Annotated in this window: 17 protein-coding genes and 2 tRNA genes; 2 read left to right on the top strand and 17 right to left on the bottom strand. The window is 46.0% G+C overall.

The annotated features are described in order from the left end of the window. Positions 1–49: 49 nt before the first annotated feature. The 15 genes from alaC to ABWW54_RS12625 form a co-directional block, all read right to left on the bottom strand. Positions 50–1,252, bottom strand: a complete 1,203-nt coding sequence (gene alaC / locus ABWW54_RS12695) for an alanine transaminase (RefSeq protein WP_353412675.1) — start codon at positions 1,250–1,252, stop codon at positions 50–52. 165 nt (positions 1,253–1,417) lie between these two features. After that, positions 1,418–2,404: a sigma-70 family RNA polymerase sigma factor gene (locus ABWW54_RS12690; protein ID WP_353412674.1), complete on the bottom strand. Its 987-nt coding sequence runs from the start codon at positions 2,402–2,404 to the stop codon at positions 1,418–1,420. Between the two features lie 97 nt (positions 2,405–2,501). After that, on the bottom strand, positions 2,502–3,305 hold the full coding sequence (locus ABWW54_RS12685; protein WP_353412673.1) for a peptidoglycan DD-metalloendopeptidase family protein: 804 nt from the start codon (positions 3,303–3,305) through the stop codon (positions 2,502–2,504). A 49-nt stretch (positions 3,306–3,354) separates the two neighbouring features. Then, a complete protein-coding gene (locus ABWW54_RS12680) occupies positions 3,355–3,942 on the bottom strand; it encodes a YqaA family protein (RefSeq protein WP_353412672.1) in 588 nt (195 codons plus the stop codon). 20 nt (positions 3,943–3,962) lie between these two features. Next, the gene (locus ABWW54_RS12675; RefSeq protein ID WP_353412671.1) at positions 3,963–4,628 is read right to left on the bottom strand and encodes a protein-L-isoaspartate(D-aspartate) O-methyltransferase; all 666 of its coding nucleotides are present in this window, start codon (positions 4,626–4,628) and stop codon (positions 3,963–3,965) included. Positions 4,629–4,631: 3 nt separating this feature from the next. Beyond that, complete coding sequence (gene surE, locus ABWW54_RS12670; RefSeq protein ID WP_353412670.1) at positions 4,632–5,390, bottom strand: 5'/3'-nucleotidase SurE; 759 nt, start codon at positions 5,388–5,390, stop codon at positions 4,632–4,634. Between the two features lie 407 nt (positions 5,391–5,797). Further along, positions 5,798–5,874: transfer RNA gene (locus ABWW54_RS12665), tRNA-Pro, on the bottom strand. 264 nt (positions 5,875–6,138) lie between these two features. After that, on the bottom strand, positions 6,139–6,504 hold the full coding sequence (locus ABWW54_RS12660; RefSeq protein ID WP_353412669.1) for a MerR family transcriptional regulator: 366 nt from the start codon (positions 6,502–6,504) through the stop codon (positions 6,139–6,141). Positions 6,505–6,736: 232 nt separating this feature from the next. Next, entirely contained in the window at positions 6,737–7,051 is a 315-nt protein-coding gene (locus tag ABWW54_RS12655) for an integration host factor subunit alpha (RefSeq protein ID WP_353412668.1), read from the bottom strand. 81 nt (positions 7,052–7,132) lie between these two features. Beyond that, positions 7,133–9,520 carry a phenylalanine--tRNA ligase subunit beta gene (gene pheT / locus ABWW54_RS12650; RefSeq protein ID WP_353412667.1) on the bottom strand — a complete coding sequence of 796 codons (2,388 nt, stop codon included), beginning with the start codon at positions 9,518–9,520 and terminating at the stop codon, positions 7,133–7,135. After that, positions 9,517–10,581: a phenylalanine--tRNA ligase subunit alpha gene (pheS, locus tag ABWW54_RS12645; protein ID WP_353412666.1), complete on the bottom strand. Its 1,065-nt coding sequence runs from the start codon at positions 10,579–10,581 to the stop codon at positions 9,517–9,519. Before pheS ends, pheT begins: the two co-directional genes overlap by 4 nt. A gap of 173 nt (positions 10,582–10,754) precedes the next feature. Beyond that, positions 10,755–11,114 carry a 50S ribosomal protein L20 gene (rplT, locus tag ABWW54_RS12640; protein WP_353412665.1) on the bottom strand — a complete coding sequence of 120 codons (360 nt, stop codon included), beginning with the start codon at positions 11,112–11,114 and terminating at the stop codon, positions 10,755–10,757. Positions 11,115–11,172: 58 nt separating this feature from the next. Then, a complete protein-coding gene (gene rpmI / locus ABWW54_RS12635; protein ID WP_353412664.1) occupies positions 11,173–11,370 on the bottom strand; it encodes a 50S ribosomal protein L35 in 198 nt (65 codons plus the stop codon). A gap of 143 nt (positions 11,371–11,513) precedes the next feature. Further along, complete coding sequence (gene infC / locus ABWW54_RS12630; protein ID WP_353412731.1) at positions 11,514–12,032, bottom strand: translation initiation factor IF-3; 519 nt, start codon at positions 12,030–12,032, stop codon at positions 11,514–11,516. Positions 12,033–12,223: 191 nt separating this feature from the next. Further along, positions 12,224–12,300 (bottom strand) — tRNA-Val (locus tag ABWW54_RS12625). A 178-nt stretch (positions 12,301–12,478) separates the two neighbouring features. Here ABWW54_RS12625 and ABWW54_RS12620 point away from each other — a divergent pair. Then, entirely contained in the window at positions 12,479–12,904 is a 426-nt protein-coding gene (locus ABWW54_RS12620) for a YidB family protein (RefSeq protein ID WP_353412663.1), read from the top strand. Positions 12,905–13,130: 226 nt separating this feature from the next. Beyond that, positions 13,131–14,405, top strand: coding sequence for a dicarboxylate/amino acid:cation symporter (locus ABWW54_RS12615; protein ID WP_353412662.1), 1,275 nt, complete (start codon positions 13,131–13,133; stop codon positions 14,403–14,405). Between the two features lie 109 nt (positions 14,406–14,514). Here the strand turns inward: ABWW54_RS12615 and ABWW54_RS12610 are convergent, their stop codons facing one another. Together ABWW54_RS12610 and ABWW54_RS12605 are read right to left on the bottom strand one after the other, a co-directional pair. Continuing rightward, positions 14,515–15,921, bottom strand: a complete 1,407-nt coding sequence (locus ABWW54_RS12610; RefSeq protein WP_353412661.1) for a Glu/Leu/Phe/Val family dehydrogenase — start codon at positions 15,919–15,921, stop codon at positions 14,515–14,517. Between the two features lie 365 nt (positions 15,922–16,286). Further along, entirely contained in the window at positions 16,287–19,049 is a 2,763-nt protein-coding gene (locus ABWW54_RS12605) for a TonB-dependent receptor plug domain-containing protein (RefSeq protein ID WP_353412660.1), read from the bottom strand. Between the last annotated feature and the right edge of the window lie 110 nt (positions 19,050–19,159).

Here is a 19,159-nt window from a genome sequence, read left to right as displayed (position 1 = left end):
CTTGTTATTGGCCACACATACTAGTTGATAAACACAACATTTTTGGGGGCTATAGTTTTATTCGTTCCGGGTGGAGTAACAGAGATTTGATATTCCGGATAGCTTGTCGAGTTCTCTGTTCGTTTTCAATAAGGCCGAAGCGAACGTAGTCGTCTCCGTATTCTCCAAACCCGACTCCAGGTGAAACAGCCACCTTTGCTTCTTTGAGCAGCAACTTGCTGAACTCCATCGATCCCAACTCTGTAAAGGGTTCGGGAATCTTAGCCCAGACAAACATGGTTGCTTTTGGCTTCTCAACTGGCCAGCCAGCCGCAGTCAAACCATCACATAATACGTCACGTCGGCTTTGATAACGATCGCGGATTTCTGCAATCCATGTTTTTGCTTCTGGAGCCTCCAAGGCATAGATAGAAGCGATTTGAATCGGCGCGAACATCCCATAATCTAAATACGATTTCATTCTTCCAAGAGCCGCAATCAGCTTAGGGTTTCCGACCATAAATCCGACTCGCCAGCCAGGCATATTATAACTCTTAGATAGGCTAAAAGACTCTACCGCTATTTCTTTAGCACCAGGAACCTGCATGATACTAGGGGCTTTATAGCCATCAAAAACTATATCGGCGTAGGCCAAATCTTGAACCACCCAAAACTGATGCTCAATGGCCATTTCAATGATACGCTCAAAGAATTCAAGCTCAACGCATTGAGCGGTTGGGTTGCTCGGAAAGTTAAGCACCAACATTTTGGGCTTAGGGAACATGTTTTTGAGTGCTGTTTCCAGTTCGTGAAAAAAGTCGATTCCAGGCCCAATTGGGACGTGCCGGATATCTGCGCCAGCAATGATAAAACCATAAGGATGGATCGGGTAAGCAGGGTTCGGGACCAATACCGAATCGCCTTTGTCCATGGTCGCCATCGCTAGATGAGCCAAACCCTCTTTCGAACCGATGGTTACGATTGCCTCTTTTTCTGGACAAATATCAACATCGTAACGTTCGCCATACCAATTGCAAATCGCCTTTCGCAATCGTGGGATGCCCCGCGACACCGAATAACGATGTGTGTTACCTCGCTGAGAGGCCTCACACAGCTTATCCACAATCGGTTGCGGAGTAGGCTGATCGGGATTACCCATTCCAAAATCAATAATATCTTCTCCACGTGCTCGTGCAGCTGCCTTAAGGTCGCCAACAATATTAAACACGTAATGAGGGAGCCGCTTAATGCGCGGAAAATCATCCAAAGCCATGAGCAGTGCCGGCCGAAAGACTCTCAGGCCAGGGAAGAAAATTAAAGGTTGGTGTATTGTAACTAGCCAATATAGCAAAGTCCCTAAAAACTTTATGAATTAACCGTAAATTCGACTTTAGTAAGCTATTTGTTCTGCTCTAATTCAATAATCAGAAGAAATTCATTAAAGGTCAGATACATCGTCCCACGATAGACCGCTTTTTTCGAGAATACTTTTCAATCTGACCAGCGATCGCAATTGTATTTGGCGAACTCTTTCTCGAGTTAGACCGACCTCTTTTGCTACCTCATCCAATGTCTGTGGCTCAACCAAGCCTCCTTTTTCGGATAGACCGTATCGCCGCTCGATAATTTCCTTTTGTTGAGGATCTAGGAACTTCAACCATTCAAGTAAATTGCCCTCAACCTCATGAGCCTGAACTTGGGCTTCCGGGTTTTCAGCCATCTTGTCCGCGATGGCATCCAATAGCGTCAGGCGTGAACCCGTACCGACAATCGTGGTATGCACCGACTTTGTCTTACGGGTTAGTTTCTTATAATTGGAAATTTGTTCTATAGACAAGCCAATATTATCTGACTCCTCTTCCAACGTTGGTGAGTGTTGGAGTGTTTTGATCAATTCAGTGCTCATCTTTTTATACTTGCTCACCTCACGCAGAACATGAATGGGTACGCGCACAGTGCTCTCTTTATTCATTAGCGCGCGCTCTATTTCATGCCGTATCCACCAGCTCGCGTAGGTCGAAAAACGATACCCTCTTTCAGGGTCAAATTTGCCAACTGCATTCATAAGCCCAATATTACCTTCTTCAACTAAGTCCAATAATGACATGCTAGAAGAATGATATTTTTTCGCGATTTTAACCACGAGACGTAAATTCGAGACGATCATCCGCTCACGGGCCTTGGGGTCGCCCATTTTGACCACTCTCGCCAGCTCTCGTTCTTCTGACGCACTGAGTAGAGGCGCAGATCGAATTTCTCTCAGGTAAAGGGTTTCTGAATCCAGGCTAGGACTAAACCTAACAAAGGCTGCGTCCCTCGAACGATCGCTCTTGATCAATGATGATTCTTTTGGCGCAAAAGCTCCCTCTACACCCTCATTCAATGACTCGGGGTGATCGTTACCCTTATTATCGCGACCGACCATGTCCCTAGGGATGACCAGCGCAACAGTGCGCTCCCAATGTGACCATGGACTCAGTTTACTGACAGAAGCCTAACTATTCAAATGCACTGATGAAAAATCACTTCAAATATTGCATTGGATCCACTGGAGTGCCGTTCTTTCTGATCTGAAACTGCGCCACAGCTTTGCCTGAATTGTTGCGGCCTAAATTTGCGATTAGCTGTCCTTGCTTAACCTGTTGCCCTTCAGCGATCAGAATCTTCTCATTATTGGCATAAGCACTCCAATAAACGTCTGAATGCTTAAGAATCACTAAATGCCCATATCCCTTTAAGCTATTTCCCGCGTAAACAACTTCTCCATCTGCTGACGCTTTGATTCCTTGACCTCGTTGGCCTTGAATATTAATACCCTTGACTCCGCCACTCGGCTTAAAGCGATTGACTATGGTTCCGCGCAATGGCCACAACCACACAACTGAGCTTGAACCAGATCCGGACGTACGGACCGCTCGGGGAATAGAATTACTGCGGTTAGGCTTGTTTGCACCCGATGCGGTGCTGCCCCTTGGTTGTTGAGTGCTCTTTTCCTTGGAGGTGATACGTTTTGAAGGTGCTGATTGACGCTTCTTAGTCTTCGAACTCATCACAGGCGCGGTCTTTCTTTTATACGTAAATCCGATTGGTTGAGTCAATCGTATGCGTTGCCCCGAGATCAACTTGCTCGTATCGGCGATTCCGTTCCATGCGGCGATGCGATTAACATCCAGCCCAGTTAGAAATGCAATTGAGTAGAGCGTATCTCCTGGCTGCACAATTCTAATAAATTGCCCACCGATACCCTCGTCCTGCTGACGCTCCGTCAGCACATTTCGCTCTTCAATGACCGCGGCTTGTCTGGGTGCGCACGCGGCTAAAAGCATCACTATTATGAAAAAAAAGACGGGCTTCGTTCTGAACACCACTAAACCGCTATTTGAGTTGCAAATAAACAAAAACACCAATGAAAACCAATACTAACGTGGCCCAACCGATGATTTCGATCTTTTTATGAATGGTCTCTTCAAGTTGATCACCGCCTAAGCGTATCAGCCCAGCAACGAGGAAAAACCGTGCGCCTCGTGCGACCACTGATAACAAAACAAACGGTAAAAAAGCAATACCCATTACTCCGGAGGCAATGGTAAAAACCTTATAGGGTAACGGGGTAAAACCCGCCACTAAGATAATCAGTGTTCCGTGCTCCAAAAACAAACGCTTAATCTCGGCAAATTTTTCATGCCCATGAAGAAGGTCCAATAATTGAGTTCCGTAGGAATCGAAAAAATACGCGCCAATCACGTACCCGAAGATACCGCCTAACACGGACATTATCGTTGTTATTGTGGCCAACCTCCAAGCTCGCTCTTTATCAGAAAGAACCATGGGAGCGAGCATTACGTCCACCGGTATGGGGAAAAATGACGACTCAGCGAAACTCACACCGGCGAGATACCGCTCCGCTTTCGGATGCCTTGCCCATGTCAGGATCGCTGTATAAATTGGTTCAAAGAGTTTCACTAATCAGACCCCATCATCGTCTAACCTAAACCGGCAATTCTAGGCACAAAGCGTACGGCTTCAACTTCATGTTGTGTAAAACCCGTACTGGTTTTATCCACAACGATTAACACTTGGTGCGCAGCGCGCCCAACAGGCATCACAATTCTTCCATTTTCAGCTAACTGGTCAAGCAGATCCTCAGGGACATTCTCCGAAACGGCCGCGGCCAATATGCCATCGAAAGGTGCATGCTCTCGCATACCAATGAATCCGTCTCCATGGCGAAACCTGATATTACGAATTCTCAAATCATACAACAGATCTCTGGCACGCCGATGCAGCTTTAAGATTCGCTCCACGCTGATAACTTCTTCACACAGAGGCGCAAGTACGGCGGTCTGATACCCACATCCTGTACCGATCTCCAGCACCTTAGCGCGCGGTTTATTAAATAAAGTCTGAGTCATCAATCCAACAGTGTACGGCTGAGATATTGTTTGCCCAAACCCGATCGGCAACGAAATATTATCGTAGGCGCGGTTGGCCAACGCTTCATCGATAAAAACGTGCCTTGGTAACTCTAACATTATGTCGAGTACACGTTGATCCGTCACGCCCATTTCGCGCACCTGCTCGATAAGGCGGCGGCGAGTACGCTCCGAGGTCATGCCAATGCCTGCCGATTGCAATGTTACCTGATTCATTATTTAAAGATTATCCAACCACTTTTGAACGTCATCAACGTATGCGCTGTCTTCAAATCGAGTGCTGAATGGAGTAATCGAAGCGTAGCCTTGGTCCACCGCCTCAAAATCCTGCATTTTATTTCGCTTGCGACGCACAAAATCCCCAGCGGGCCCTGCAATGTAGGTTCCTTTTTTCAAATCCCCACTTTTTCTAATCGGCGCCAGAGGCTCATGCCGATCCCCCATTAACGTAGCTTTATATCCACGCAAATCCATCATTGGCACATCAGGGAGATTCACGTTCAATACGGCAATTAACGATTTGAATGCCAGCTGTGAAATTGAATTACTAAGATCCACAGCAAGTCTAGCCGCCGTCTCATAATGCTTTACATTTCGCTCGGTAATAGACATCGCGATGGCCGGTATCGGCAAATATCGCGCTTCCATAGCCGCCGCAAAAGTCCCTGAATACAAAATGTCGTTGGCCAAATTAGGCCCATTATTAATACCACTGATTACCAAATCAACCGGCTCATCTATCAGGTTGTTTAGGCCAATGTAAATACAGTCGGCGGGAGTTCCGTCTACTACAAAGTTCCGAGGGGATGTTTGCTCAACGTCTACAGAGCGACGTAAAGAAAGCCCCATTCCACAACCGCTTTTATTTTCGCGTGGAGCAACTGTCGTTATTTTATGATGTTGAGCTTGCAGCGCCTCAGCCAAAATAGCGAGACCGGGTGCGTCATAGCCGTCATCATTAGCCAATAAAATATGCACAACAAAAACGCCCTATCGCTGGATTATTCTAATTTGCAGTGATTGTATCGAAAAACCACATCAATGGAGAGAAGAATTGATGCCTAAATTGGACTTTAGAATGCCAACCCGACGGTCAATGCATGAGAATTGGCATTCGCCTCACCGGCAACCCCAAAAGAAGAACTCCAATCGACACTCCAATAGTCGTTAATTTTATAGGTTGCGTAGAAATCGAGCAGCCCAAAAGTATCAAGAAAAGCACATGAGATTAATTAGAAAAGCGTGCACTAAAAACTGCCTAAATAAGATACGACAGTTGTACACACAGAGCAACTGTGAGTCTTTGCTTCGAATTAATGAGGTCTAAGCAATACCTAGCTTAGCCATTAAGAGAGGGACTATTTTTCTATATAAAAATAGTTGAGTGGTCGGGGTGATAGGATTCGAACCTACGACCACCGCGCCCCCAGCACGGTGCGCTACCAGACTGCGCTACACCCCGAAAACTCAGGGTGGGAATATATACGATTTCGGCTCTCGTAAAAAGGATTTATTAACACTAATTTTCTCACAATGAATCAGCGAGCGACTCATCGTAGAGCATCTGAAACAGCTTATCGCCTAACCAGCACGACAAGAAATTGATTAGGGGTAAACAACATGAGCTATACAGGCACTGAGTGCCTTATCATGCTCTACTTGATGTGTTGTGAGAAAACGTATTGGATTCAACTAGCCCCACTGAGGCTCGCCGATTCTTGGGAAACTACTCTGACAAAATAGCAACAACTTCGTCGATTTCTGCAATCAGCTCTGTCACCACCTTTCTCTTAACTTGAGTAGTCGGTACAGACTGATTCCCTGACTCCATTTCAATTTGATTCTTAGCGCCACTGATTGTAAAGCCCTCAATGTACAACAAGCTTCTTATTCGGCGAATCAACTGCACCTCGTGCCTTTGATAATATCGTCGATTTCCGCGACGTTTAACCGGATTCAGTTGGGAAAATTCCTGTTCCCAGTAGCGCAGAACATGAGGTTTTACTAGACACAGATCGCTGACTTCTCCAATCGTGAAATACCGTTTGCTCGGTATTGGCGGTAGAGTTGCGTTATCTCCTTGGTCAAGCATGTCTCAGGCAATGGTTAGAAGTTATAATTAGAATGCACCAGAGTTTAACGTTTGTCGGCCTGTAGGTACAGTGAAAAATGCATCGTTATTCCAATATGACACAATAATTACCGAGAAAATACCATTCAAAAATATAAACTTGGTAACTTTACTTAAAGTTTAGGGTCAGCAAACACAAAGCAAACCAATAACTTAGCTTACCTCTCTGACCCCCAAAATCCACTCAATCCTACTAGCTGAATACCTGCTTTAATGCACCGGAGTTGGCATCTATCGCCTCTTTTAGCTTCTGACTTGCCTTAAACGTGACAACTCGACGAGCTGAAATAGGTATCTCCTCACCCGTTTTTGGATTTCTTCCTGGCCTAGCAGGCTTGTCTCTTAGCCCAAAATTACCAAACCCAGACAACTTAACCGAACTGCCCTCTTCCAAAGCTTGTTTTACGGTTTCAAAGAACTGTTCAACAAATTCCTTGGATTCCCTTTTATTAAGACCCAACTCATCATGTAGTGACACAGCCAATTCTGCTTTAGTTACTGCCATCAAATCATTCCTCATTTTGAGCGTGCGCTCATTATTGGAAATTAGTAACTTGCCGCAAAATCGATTTCGCGGCTCAGTTGAATACTAACTTCTTAACTTTGCGTCAAACTCTGTTTCCAATTGATTCAGAGCGACCCCCATCAAACCTTCAGACTCTTCATCAGTCATCGTGGCTTCACGATTTTGAAGAAGCAGGCTCAGCGATACACTTTTTTGACTTTCCGGCACCCCTTTACCTTGATAGACATCAAACAACTCTACCTTAACAAGATGCTTACCAACTCCTTTTTGAATACAGGCCAAAAGTTCGGAAACCCGAGTATTCTCATCAACCAAGACAGAAAGGTCTCGCTTAACGCTCGGAAACCGAGATACAGGCGTAAAAGACGGCAACTCAGCGCTTAACGACAAATCAAGATCAAGTTCGAAAGTGAATACTTGCCCGACCCCAAAATGCTTCTCAAGATTTGGGTGTAATCTACCTATGTGCCCAAGCACTTGAGCCTGACCACCCTCTACCCGTTTAGAAATAGAAGCCACTTGCCCAGGATGCATCGCAATGTGCTCCAACTCACTAAATGTAATGAGATTTTCTTGACCGGTCAAGGCCAGAACGGCGCTTACATCGGCCTTTAAGTCGTAAAAATCAACCTTGTCGGAGCCGTCCATTCCCCATTGAGAAGGCACTCGCGCGCCTGTCACCACCCCAGCAATCTTTTGTTGCTCCACGAACCCATTATCTGACTTATGATACGTCGCACCCAGCTCAAACAAACGAATTCTGGAATGTTGACGATTGAAATTAAACTGCAAAGCACTTACTAGACCAGGCAGCAGGCTGGTTCGCATGACAGACATATTGTCGGCAAGCGGGTTGGCTAATTCAACTGGCGCTTCCTCACTGAATAGGGATTGAAGTTCACGATCAATAAAACTATAGGTGATCGCTTCTCGAAAATCTCGAGCCACAAAAGCACCACGAACTTGCCTAGGGCCGATGGCTGCCTCGGAGGCCGATACCGAACGAGGGGCAATTCGCGGCATCGCTGTTGGAATATTATCGTAACCTTTGACTCGCGCAACCTCTTCCACCAAATCCGCTTCACGCTCTATATCAAAACGATAGCTCGGTGGAGTGACAATCCAACTCTCGCCCTCAGGCTGCACAGACTCGGCAATACGCTCTAAAATACTTCCTACTTCAGAGGCTTCTAGCTCCATTCCAAGCAAACTAATCAATCGGTCGAGCCTGATGGTCACAGCGGGCTTAGTTTGCAACCCCTTTTCATTACTTTTCTCATGAACTGGACCGGCGCTACCTCCGCATATTTCTAGTAATAACTCGGTGGCTCGCTCGATTGCAATAGTCGGTAATTGAGGATCCACTCCACGCTCAAAACGATGCGAGCTTTCAGTGTGAAGGCCATATCGGCGTGCTTTTCCGCTTGCTGATGATCGAGTGAAGTGCGCAGCCTCAAGGACAATACTTCGAGTTTCGTCGCCAATAGCGCTGTCAGCACCGCCCATCACGCCTGCAATAGCAATAGGGCCACGCTGATCAGCAATGACAAGCGTTTCTCCATCCAATGTGGCTTCTGAATCATCGAGCAGCTTGATTTTCTCGCCCTCGCTCGAAAGCCGAACGACTATGCCTTCACTCAACTTTTCTAAGTCAAAAGCGTGCATGGGCTGACCGAGTTCTAGCATCACATAATTAGTGACATCAACGACAGGACTGATGGGCCTAACCGAACTCCGACGAAGCCTTTCCTGCATCCATAGTGGAGTCTTTGCCGACGGATCGATATCTTTTAAAACACGAGATAAATAACGAGGACAATGCTCTGGTGCTTGTAAATCAACGCTAACAGTATCGGCAAGCAAAGGCTCAACGGCTGAAACATCAAGAGGCTGGTAGTCACCACTAGCAAGAACCTTTAGTTCTCTGGCTATACCTTGAACACTCAAACAATCACCTCTATTCGGGGTCAGGTCGATATCGATGAGACAATCATTAAGCTGGAGATAATCATCAACACGCTGGCCAATTTCAGCATCTTGATCGAGTTCTATCAACCCCGCAGATTCCTCTTCTAACCCTAGCTCAGACGCAGAACACAACATACCCACTGATGGCACACCGCGCACTTTAGCCTTCTTGATTTTAAGGCCATTCGGCAACTTCGCTCCCACAGTGGCAACAGCCGCCATCAAGCCCACTCGTACGTTTGACGCACCACAAACTATATCCAATACGTCAGACCCAATGTCCACCTTGGTCACGTTTAGACGGTCTGCGTCTGGATGCTTTTCCACCTCCAAGACCTTGCCAACAACCAAGTTTTCGATTGGTTTTCCTACGGCTTCAACGCCGTCGACTTCGAGCCCTGCGTTTGTTAGGCAATCGGAAATGCCTTGAGAATCTAAATCCACTCGCACCCAGTCACGAAGCCATTGCTCGCTAATAATCATTTGAACTGCTCCAAAAATGTTAAGTCATTATCGAAAAATAGTCTTAAGTCATCAACGCCGTAACGCAACATGGTCAAACGCTCAACGCCCAGACCGAACGCAAAGCCAGTGTACTTTTCTGAATCTATGCCCACCTTTCTAAACACTTCTGGATGCACCATTCCACTACCAAGGACCTCGATCCAACCCGTGTGTTTACAAATACGACAGCCCTGCGCATGACCTTGATCGTCAGCACAAAAAACGCATGAAATATCAACTTCAGCCGAAGGCTCCGTAAAAGGAAAGTAAGAAGGTCTCAATCTGATTTGCAGATCAGTTTCAAAGAACTGTCGTAGAAAGTGCGTTAGAACGCCTTTCAAATCCGCAAAAGAGATCCCTTCATCCACCATCAGACCCTCTACTTGGTGAAACATCGGAGTGTGTGTAACGTCCGAATCACAGCGATAGACCCTGCCTGGAGCAATGATATTTATCGGCGGGTTCTCATTAAGCATGTATCGTGCCTGCACCGGAGACGTATGTGTTCTCAGTAAATGGCTCTCTTCGATACCATCCTCAGTTTTCACGTAAAACGTATCATGCATTGCTCTTGCAGGGTGTTCTGGTGGTATGTTCAACGCCTCGAAGTTATGAAAGTCGTCTTCAATCTCTGGCCCAGTTGCTACGCCAAAGCCCATCGCAATGAAGATATCTTCAATACGTTGCATCGTGCGAGTAACAGGGTGGATCCCGCCTGAACCAATGCCGCGCCCAGGAAGCGTGACATCAATTTTTTCAGCCGCAATGGCAGACGCCAGTTCAGCTGCGTCTAACGTGGCCTTTTTAAGGTTAATTAATTCTGCAACCTGCTGTTTTACTTGATTCACCTTGTCGCCGAACTTCGGACGCTCTTCGTGAGGCAGGCTGCCAATTTGTTTTAGCTGAGCAGTTAGCTCACCCTTTTTTCCAAGGTATTGCACACGCATACCTTCTAGGTCTGAGGGCTTTTGGGCTGCGTCGATCGCGCCTTTGGCTTGCTCCAGAATAATCTGAAGATTTCCTTCAAGTGATTCGGTCATTGTGAAAATCAGTAGGTTGGTTTTTTAGTCGGAATCCCAGTATTGCTAATTACTCACTAGCAACATTCAGTCTTCCCTATTAACAAAAAAGGAAGGCCGCAGCCTTCCTTTTTTGTTGCAGTCGGCATCGCACAAAGCAACCCCGACGAAGCAGCGTACTTAAAAAGTAAGCCTTAAGCCGCTAAGGCCGCTTTAGCTTGTTCCGCAAGCTGCGAGAACGCAGCAGCATCATGAACAGCAATATCAGCAAGAACTTTACGATCCAATTCGATACCAGCCTTGCTCAGGCCGTTAATGAAAGTACTGTAGTTCATCGCATTCAACTTCGCTGCTGCAGAGATACGAGTGATCCATAAACGACGGAACTGACGCTTTCGTTGACGACGATCGCGATATTCGTATTGACCTGCACGTGTGACAGCTTGCTTGGCTACACGGAAGACGTTTTTATTACGTCCTCGATAGCCCTTAGCTTGGGCGATTACTTTTTTATGTTTTGCTCGGGCGGTAACACCACGTTTTACTCTAGGCATTTTTTTCTCCTGGAAAGAAGCATTCCACTGCTTTCCTAATCTCTATTTGTGATGTGTCTTACGAGTAAGGCAGCATGCGTTGAATCAACTTTGCATCGCAATCTTTGGCCGTGGTCGTACCACGAAGATGACGCTTACGCTTAGTGGATTTCTTGGTCAAAATATGACGCAAATGAGATTGAGAGCGTTTGAATTTACCGCTACCCGTTTTTTTGAAGCGCTTAGCGGCGCCACTGTTACTTTTAATTTTCGGCATAATAACTCCAGATGCATCAGCACCATTGCCAATTAATATTAAGCTTAGCGAGTTTAAAAGTTGACTTCGCTAGCCATGAGTGAGCTCACACTAAAGACTTTTCGATAAACAAACAGGCATTGACTTGTTTGTTCACGAAACTACTACTTCTTTAGCGGCCCTAGAACCATCACCATTTGACGGCCTTCTAACTTAGGGTACTGTTCTACAGAACCGTACTCTACTAAATCTGCTTCAACTCGCTTTAGCAATTTCATGCCAAGGTCTTTGTGAGCCATTTCACGGCCACGGAAGCGAATTGTCACCTTAGTCTTGTCTCCACCCTCCAAAAATTTCTGAAGTTTTCCAAGCTTGATGTTGTAGTCACCAATGTCTGTGCCTGGGCGGAACTTAATTTCTTTAACCTGAGTTTGTTTTTGGTTTTTTCGAGCAGCTGCTTTACGCTTACTGTCTTCATACAAAAACTTACCATAATCCATCACACGACACACAGGCGGGTCTGCATTCGGGGAAATCTCCACCAAATCCAGTCCTGCATCTTGCGCTTTCTTTAACGCTTCATCACGGCTCACAATACCTGCTTGATCACCATTTTGGTCAATTAATCGTATGGTAGGCGCAGTTATCTTTTGATTCATGCGCTGTTGCTTTTTAGTGGCTATGGTAATACCTCAATAATTCAATTTAATTTTAGTGCTCAATTCCGCCCAACGCGGACTTTATACACTCTGGGCGCGAATTTTAATGTGGAATGAACATCCCCTCAATAGCTTGCACCACTAAATCCGCTTAAAAAGTCAAAAAAATCAAAAAAAACGCCAGATACTGATGTACCTAGCGTTTTTTTAAAAACTGGTAGGCGCGATTGGATTCGAACCAACGACCCCCACCATGTCAAGGTGGTGCTCTAACCAACTGAGCTACGCGCCTGCACTTTATTGCAGGAGCGCGATTCTAGCCTATGATTAAATGTGATTTCAATGCATTTTTAACAATTCTTTTCCTAGGTTGAAGTTTGCACGATTGCAATTTGCGTTGTTACCAGCATACTTGTCGTGCAATTGCGGTTTCAAAACCGCTTCAACCATCATTAATCGAGGTAAAAAGCATGGATTTAATGCAAATGGCGACTCAAATTCTGGGTCAAAAACTAGGGGGCTCTGCCGGCGCTAATAATGATTTACTAGGCTCTGTCGTAGGAAGCCTACTGGGTGGCGGCTCAGACAAGCAAGGCGTAGACCTAGGTGCATTAGTAGGGAACCTTCAAAATAGCGGTTTAGGTGACATCGCTAAATCGTGGTTGGGCGACGGAGACAATGACCATATCTCTCGTTCTCAAATTACTGATTTATTGGGCTCAGATAAGGTAGAGCAAGCCGCCAGCCAACTCGGAGCGGATAAAAACGACCTGCTTCGCGGCCTACAAGAAATGATCCCGCAAATGGTCGACAAATCATCAAGCGGTGGTAACTTGCTTGATTCAGTCGGCGGAATCGGTGGCTTAGCTAGCTTGGCTAGCAAATTTCTTAAATAGACACTCCTCCAAAACGCACTAATAAACGGCCGCATGATGCGGCCGTTTTGATTTATAGAGCTTGGCAAAGGCGAAACTAGACGTTCACTTCCAAGACTTCGCAAAAGGATATCCGATAGAGGATTAATTCAAATTTGGCCTCTACTTAGTATAGACTTACGATCTTATCGGCCGACTCAAAAATAAGCCTTTCGGCCAGGCAGCAATAACAAACAGGAGCGAACCTATGAATTTGACCAACAAGGTCTTACTTGGACTCGTGCTCGGCATCGTGGCCGGCGGAGTACTAAACGGACTCGATAACGCTTGGCTTAACACAAACATTGTGGATGGCGTTTTTTATGCTGGCGGGAAATTGTTTGTCAATGCACTAAAAATGCTCGTGGTTCCATTGGTTATCTTTTCTCTAATTCCGGGTGTTTTTGCAATTGGAGACATCAAGCTGTTAGGTAAAGTCGGCACTAAAAGCATCGCCCTATACATAGCCACCACAGCAATCGCCATTGCCACAGCAATAAGCTTAGCAGCGATAATGGGGATAGGCGAAGGTGGCACACCTCCTCAAGACATCGATTTTGCTGGTCGCTCTGCTGGCGCAAGCACGTTGGACATTTTGATTGGAATCGTTCCAACGAATATTTTCAAAGCGTTCGCCTCTGGCGACATGCTCGCCATTATCTTTTTCTCAATCTTTTTTGGAATTGCGGCCTTAAGCATCAAAGAAGAGACAAAAGAGACGATCAACTTCATAGAGCAAATGAACAAAATCGTCATGAAGATGGTGGAAATGGTGATGTGGTTCGCTCCTTATGCGGTTTTTTGCCTCTTAGGTAAGGCCATTGCTGATGTGGGCATCGACCTTATTGCTGACTTAATTGGGTATTTTTCGGTTGTAGTGATCGCTCTATTGTTTCATGCTTTTGTCACGCAGATGATCATCTTAAAGGCATTCACGGGGTTAAACCTACGATTGTTCTTAAGCAAGATAAGAAGCGCTCAAATTTTTGCATTTAGCACGGCAAGCTCAGGCGCCACCATCCCGGTCACCCTTCGCACCGTTCAGAACAGATTAGGCGTAGACAGAGCCATATCTTCATTTAGCGTACCATTTGGTGCGACAATAAATATGGACGGCACTGCGATCATGCAGGGCGTAGCTACCGTATTTATCGCCAATCTTTATGGAATCGAACTCGGCATGCAGGGTTATGCCATTGTCGTTTTAACGGCCGTACTCGCCTCAATTGGCACCGCGGCCGTACCGTCAGTTGGGTTGGTAATGTTAACGCTTGTGTTTGAACAAGTGAACCTTCCCGTTGCCGCCATCGGCCTGATTATGGGCGTTGACAGGCTTTTAGATATGACTCGAACTGCGGTTAATGTAACAGGAGACACCGTGGTTACGTCGATCGTCGCGAAGAGCGAAGGAAAAATGGACCTAGACACATTCAATGATCCGGACGCAGGGCATCTGGAAGAAATTCACATCAACAATGGATAGGGCTGTCTAGAGCAAACTCTATGTAATAAAAAGAAAGGCCCAGTAAGATAATATCTTACTGGGCCTTTTTGATTCAGCGTTGTTCCTCGCCTAAGTAAGCACTGAGAAATCAGATGCCGAGTGATGAATAAGAGTCCCTTATTCGCTCAATCGCTATCATCATAGCGGCAGTCCTTAAGTCAGGAATTCGAGAATCATTATTCCATTTTTCACTAATGACTTGATAGCCTTCGCGCATAACATCATCAAGTCCAGATCGGACCAAGTCCAACTCAGTTGGGCCTTCTATGATCTTCTCGAGTTTGTCTTGAGGGAATTTCACACCCACCATTTCCTCAATTGCATCCACCATACCTAACGTTTGCCTTTCATGCTGACGACGCTGCATGCGCCCAAACCTAATATGGCCAAGATTCTTCACCCACTCAAAATACGAAACCGTCACCCCGCCAGCGTTAGCGTAAAGATCAGGAATAATCAGACAGTTGCGTTCGCGTAACTTTTCGTTGGCCGTGAAGGTTACCGGCCCGTTCGCCGCTTCGATGATGATATTAGCTTTAATATCATTAGCGTTATCGGCCGTAATAACCCCCTCCATTGCAGCGGGGATAAAAATATCGCATTCCGACGTTAGCACTTCGTTTGAATTAGGGGTGTACCCGTTAAACCCCTTAACCCCACCATTGTCGTGAATGTATTTATGCAAACCATCTATGTCGATGCCGCCCTGGTCAAGCACGGCGCCATCTCGCTCCATGACCCCCACAATAATGGCTCCATCTTCTTGAGATAGAAATTGTGCAGCATGATAGCCCACATTACCAAGCCCCTGGACGATGATCTTCTTGCCTTGGAGTGAGCCGCTTAAACCTGCCCACTCAATATCTTTTGGATGCCTAAAGGCTTCCTGTAACGCATACTGAATACCTCGGCCTGTAGCTTCCACACGCCCTCTGATACCACCTTTACTCACTGGCTTACCTGTAACACACCCCCAGCTATTGAGATCGTTTGGATAGAGGCGTTTATATTCATCAGCCATCCACGACATCTCGCGTTCACCCGTTCCCATGTCTGGTGCAGGCACGTTCTGTGCCGGGCTTATCAATGTGCGCTTAGCTAACTCTTGAGTAAAACGCCGTGTGATACGCTCTAACTCGTGCGGCTCCCATTCGCTAGGGTCTATAACAAGAGCCCCTTTAGATCCACCAAATGGCGCTTCGACCAGCGCACATTTGAACGTCATGAGTGAAGCCAGCGCTTCCACTTCATCTTGATCAGCGTGAGGAGAATATCGTATCCCCCCTTTTACCGGTTCACGGTGCTCTGAATGCACTGACCGATACCCTGTAAAAGTATAGAGCTTATTGCGTAACCTCACACCAAATCGCACCGTGTAAGTCGAATTACATACCTTGATTTTGTGTTGCAAATAATCAGGTATGCCAACAAGTTCAGCCGCTTGGTCAAACATGCGCTCGACCGACGACAGGAAACTCTCATCGTGATTTGACATTGCTCCTCCTCAGATAATGTCTTTTCATTTTCGTGGATAGTATTAATCGATTACGCTAGGCAATCATTGTTAATTTCATTTAGTTGTACAAACTCGATTACCAACCGGAACGTCGAGCTTGATCAAATTGTTATAAATTCGAGTTTTAACGCCAACAACAGAACGATACAAGTCGAACAAGCGTCCAGAATAAAATTCAGCTCCAATATCCAGTTATTGGCCCGATAACCGCAGACTATGCGCTTTTAGCTGGTTTCCCAAGTCTTTTTTAAACCGAACATTTTGCGTCTTCGCATCATAAAAAAAGCCCGCGAACTGTTACCGGTTCGCGGGCGTCAAAAGTCTACAACGATAGGAGAAAATTCTTAAAAGTTGTAGATGCCTTTAAAGTACCAAGAACCGCCCTCATAATTTGCTGCTGTTCTTCTGGGGTATTGCAAACCTACGCTTTGTCGATTGGCAAATACTCCATCATTTTCGATTTCATCCACAAACGAATCAAAGATATTCGCGCCACCGACGACCAGCTTTAAGTTGTCATTTACTTGCCAACCTAACTCTAGATCAAAATAGACTATGGCGTCTATTTCAGCGCTACGATTACCTAAACTGCCGTTAATCGTGCCTCGTTCGTCAAAGTGAGAACCGTAATAGGTCGCACGCGCCAACAAATTAACATTTTCAGAAAAATAGGTGTTAGCGGAGAGCGTGAAACGATCTTCAGGGTAGTTATTTTCGATATCTTCTATCGTAGAATCACTGACAGGATTGATCCCTTGAACCGGGGTCTGTCCAGTCACATCAATTTCATTATGAGCGTATGCAAACGTCACCGATGTATCCACATCACCCCAGTTGATACTGCCGTTTAAAACGACATCAAAACCAGTGTGTTCTAGTTCAAGCGCATTGGTGTAAAAAGACAAAGTCTGTCCGTCAGTTCCAGGGATCGGAATATCACCAGTTCGATAAATTCGATCGTCAACCTCAACACTATAGAAATCCACGGTCAAGTCCCACGCGCTTCCCAATGAAGTGGTGAATCCCAAACTTAAGTTCGTTGATTCTTCTTCCTTCAAGTTGGTACCACCTGCACGCTGAGCCGCTTCAGAATTTGCTGGCACCAAGCCCTCTTCAACTTGAAGACCAGTTCGTCCGTCAAACGTGGTAATGATCGAAGAAATATTAGACTGCCCTGGAGTTGGAGCATGAAAACCAGTCGAAGCAGCGCCCCTTACAGTGAATGTTTCACTCACATTGTAACGAGTGGCTAATTTCCAGTTGGTAGTGCTTCCGAAATCAGAAAAGTCTTCGAATCGGACGGCGTATTGAACTAACCAACGATCAGAAATATCGTGCTCTAAGTCTGCGTAAACCGCAAAGTTATCTCGATCAAACGAGCCTGCACTAATTGGACTGGTTGGTCTAAAGCCACTTGGTCCTGCACCAACAATCGCGTTGCTATCACCCGTAAATATAGTGAATGTTTCCTCTCGGTACTCGGCGCCGTAAGACAATGACAAATTATCAGTCAGTGCCGTTGAAAAGTCTGCGTTTACGTTAATTTCTTCCTGCTCATATCCGCCTACGTCAAAATCTCTAACGGCCGAACCGTTCGCCAATAAAGGTAAGTCAGGGTTGAGTGAATTATTCAGAAAGTAGTCGAGTTCATTTTTGCCATACCCAATACTAAAGTCATAGGTTGTGCCGCCACCAAACTCTCCACGATACCCTGTGACAAAACTTACGTCCGTCTGTTCACCGTCCAAGAACGGGGTATAGCCCGCTGGAAACTGATCTTGCAGACCTAACGCCGCAATCGATGAGTGAGATGGGTTACGATAGAAAAACCGATAGCGGCCATCAGTGTTCGCATAATTTCCGAATGCGTAAATCTCAGCCCCATTCGCCAGCTCCCACCCGGAGTTGATGAATAATCGACCACCTGAAGTTTCTGGTCGTCCCCAGGTTTGCGTAAATGGCGCGTCGCCAAACGGAGAGTCCGCTCCCACTCCTGGCACCCCAGCATCTAGTAGGGCTTGAGCGTCTGGGCGGATTACACCTCTTGATAACGCCTCATTATCAACGTATTCAAAGCTCGCGTTAACAAAGCCATTCTCTCCGGCACTAAAGCCCAAGTTACCTGCGACTTTGGTGCTGCTCTCGCCGTCGTAAAACTCACCATAAGAAGCCTGAATTTCTCCGCCTTCATTGGCGTCTTTCAATTCAAAATTCATGACACCCGATATCGCATCAGAACCGTACTGAGCGGCGGCACCGTCTCTCAACACTTGAATGTTTTTCAAAGCAATACTAGGGATCATTCCAACATCTACACCATGAGATCCATTACCAGCTGCTGGTGCAAAAAATTGAACAAGAGCGGAACGATGACGTCTTTTGCCATTCACCAATATCAGCGTCTGGTCAGGGGACATTCCACGCAATGATGTTGGTCGTACAAAAGCACTCCCATCGCCAGTTGCTGGTGTAGCCGTATAAGAAGGTACTAGTGTCTTTAAGCTGTCTGTAAGATCAGCCCCGTTTCCTAATGAAGAGAGCTCATCACCACTGATAACATCAACCGGCACGGGAGAATCCGTGGCAGATCTAGACTTAGCACTTCTGCTGCCCAGAACCACAAGTTCCTCGACGTTATTTATGTTCTCCTCTTGAGCAAACGCCGTTGGGCCACTAACCGCCGTGGCAACCGCCAAGCTGATTATGCTCGGCGCTAAAATACTTTTAACATCTTTCATTTTTGACTCCTCTGATCTTATTGTTGCAGAGCCATCGACCATTTTTTCAATCATCTCGGGCTCATCTTCAGGGCCAATTCCGGCACTAATATGAATATCAGTGCCGGAGAGCATAATACTTAAGCCGGTTCTAATGCTGTAGCGACCAAACAACTGTCGCGTTTTGTACTTTTTCACATCTGCAAAAGGAAACAACAATGTTATTCCCGCTTGTTTAGCGAACCGGGTCAATGCTTTATCGGCTGAGAGGCGCGGAATATGAAAATAGAACTGCTCTTGCTCTTGTTCTTCTGCTGAAGATACTGTCGAAATCAGCAGCAATAGACACAAGGAAATAAGCGGCAGAGACATTCTAATAATGGTGGTCATTCTGCCATTCTACGCATTTTCATGCGCCTCATCTACAGAGAGTGATTGGATCAACATATCCTCTATTTATTCTTATTTTTTTTGTTGATTATTAACTGAGAGTTGCAGTG

The organism is Arenicella sp. 4NH20-0111, assembly GCF_040366405.1.
Classification (GTDB): Bacteria; Pseudomonadota; Gammaproteobacteria; order Arenicellales; family Arenicellaceae; genus Arenicella.
The sequence above is the reverse complement of the archived record's forward strand: the minus strand, read 5'-3'. Positions and strand labels throughout refer to the sequence as shown.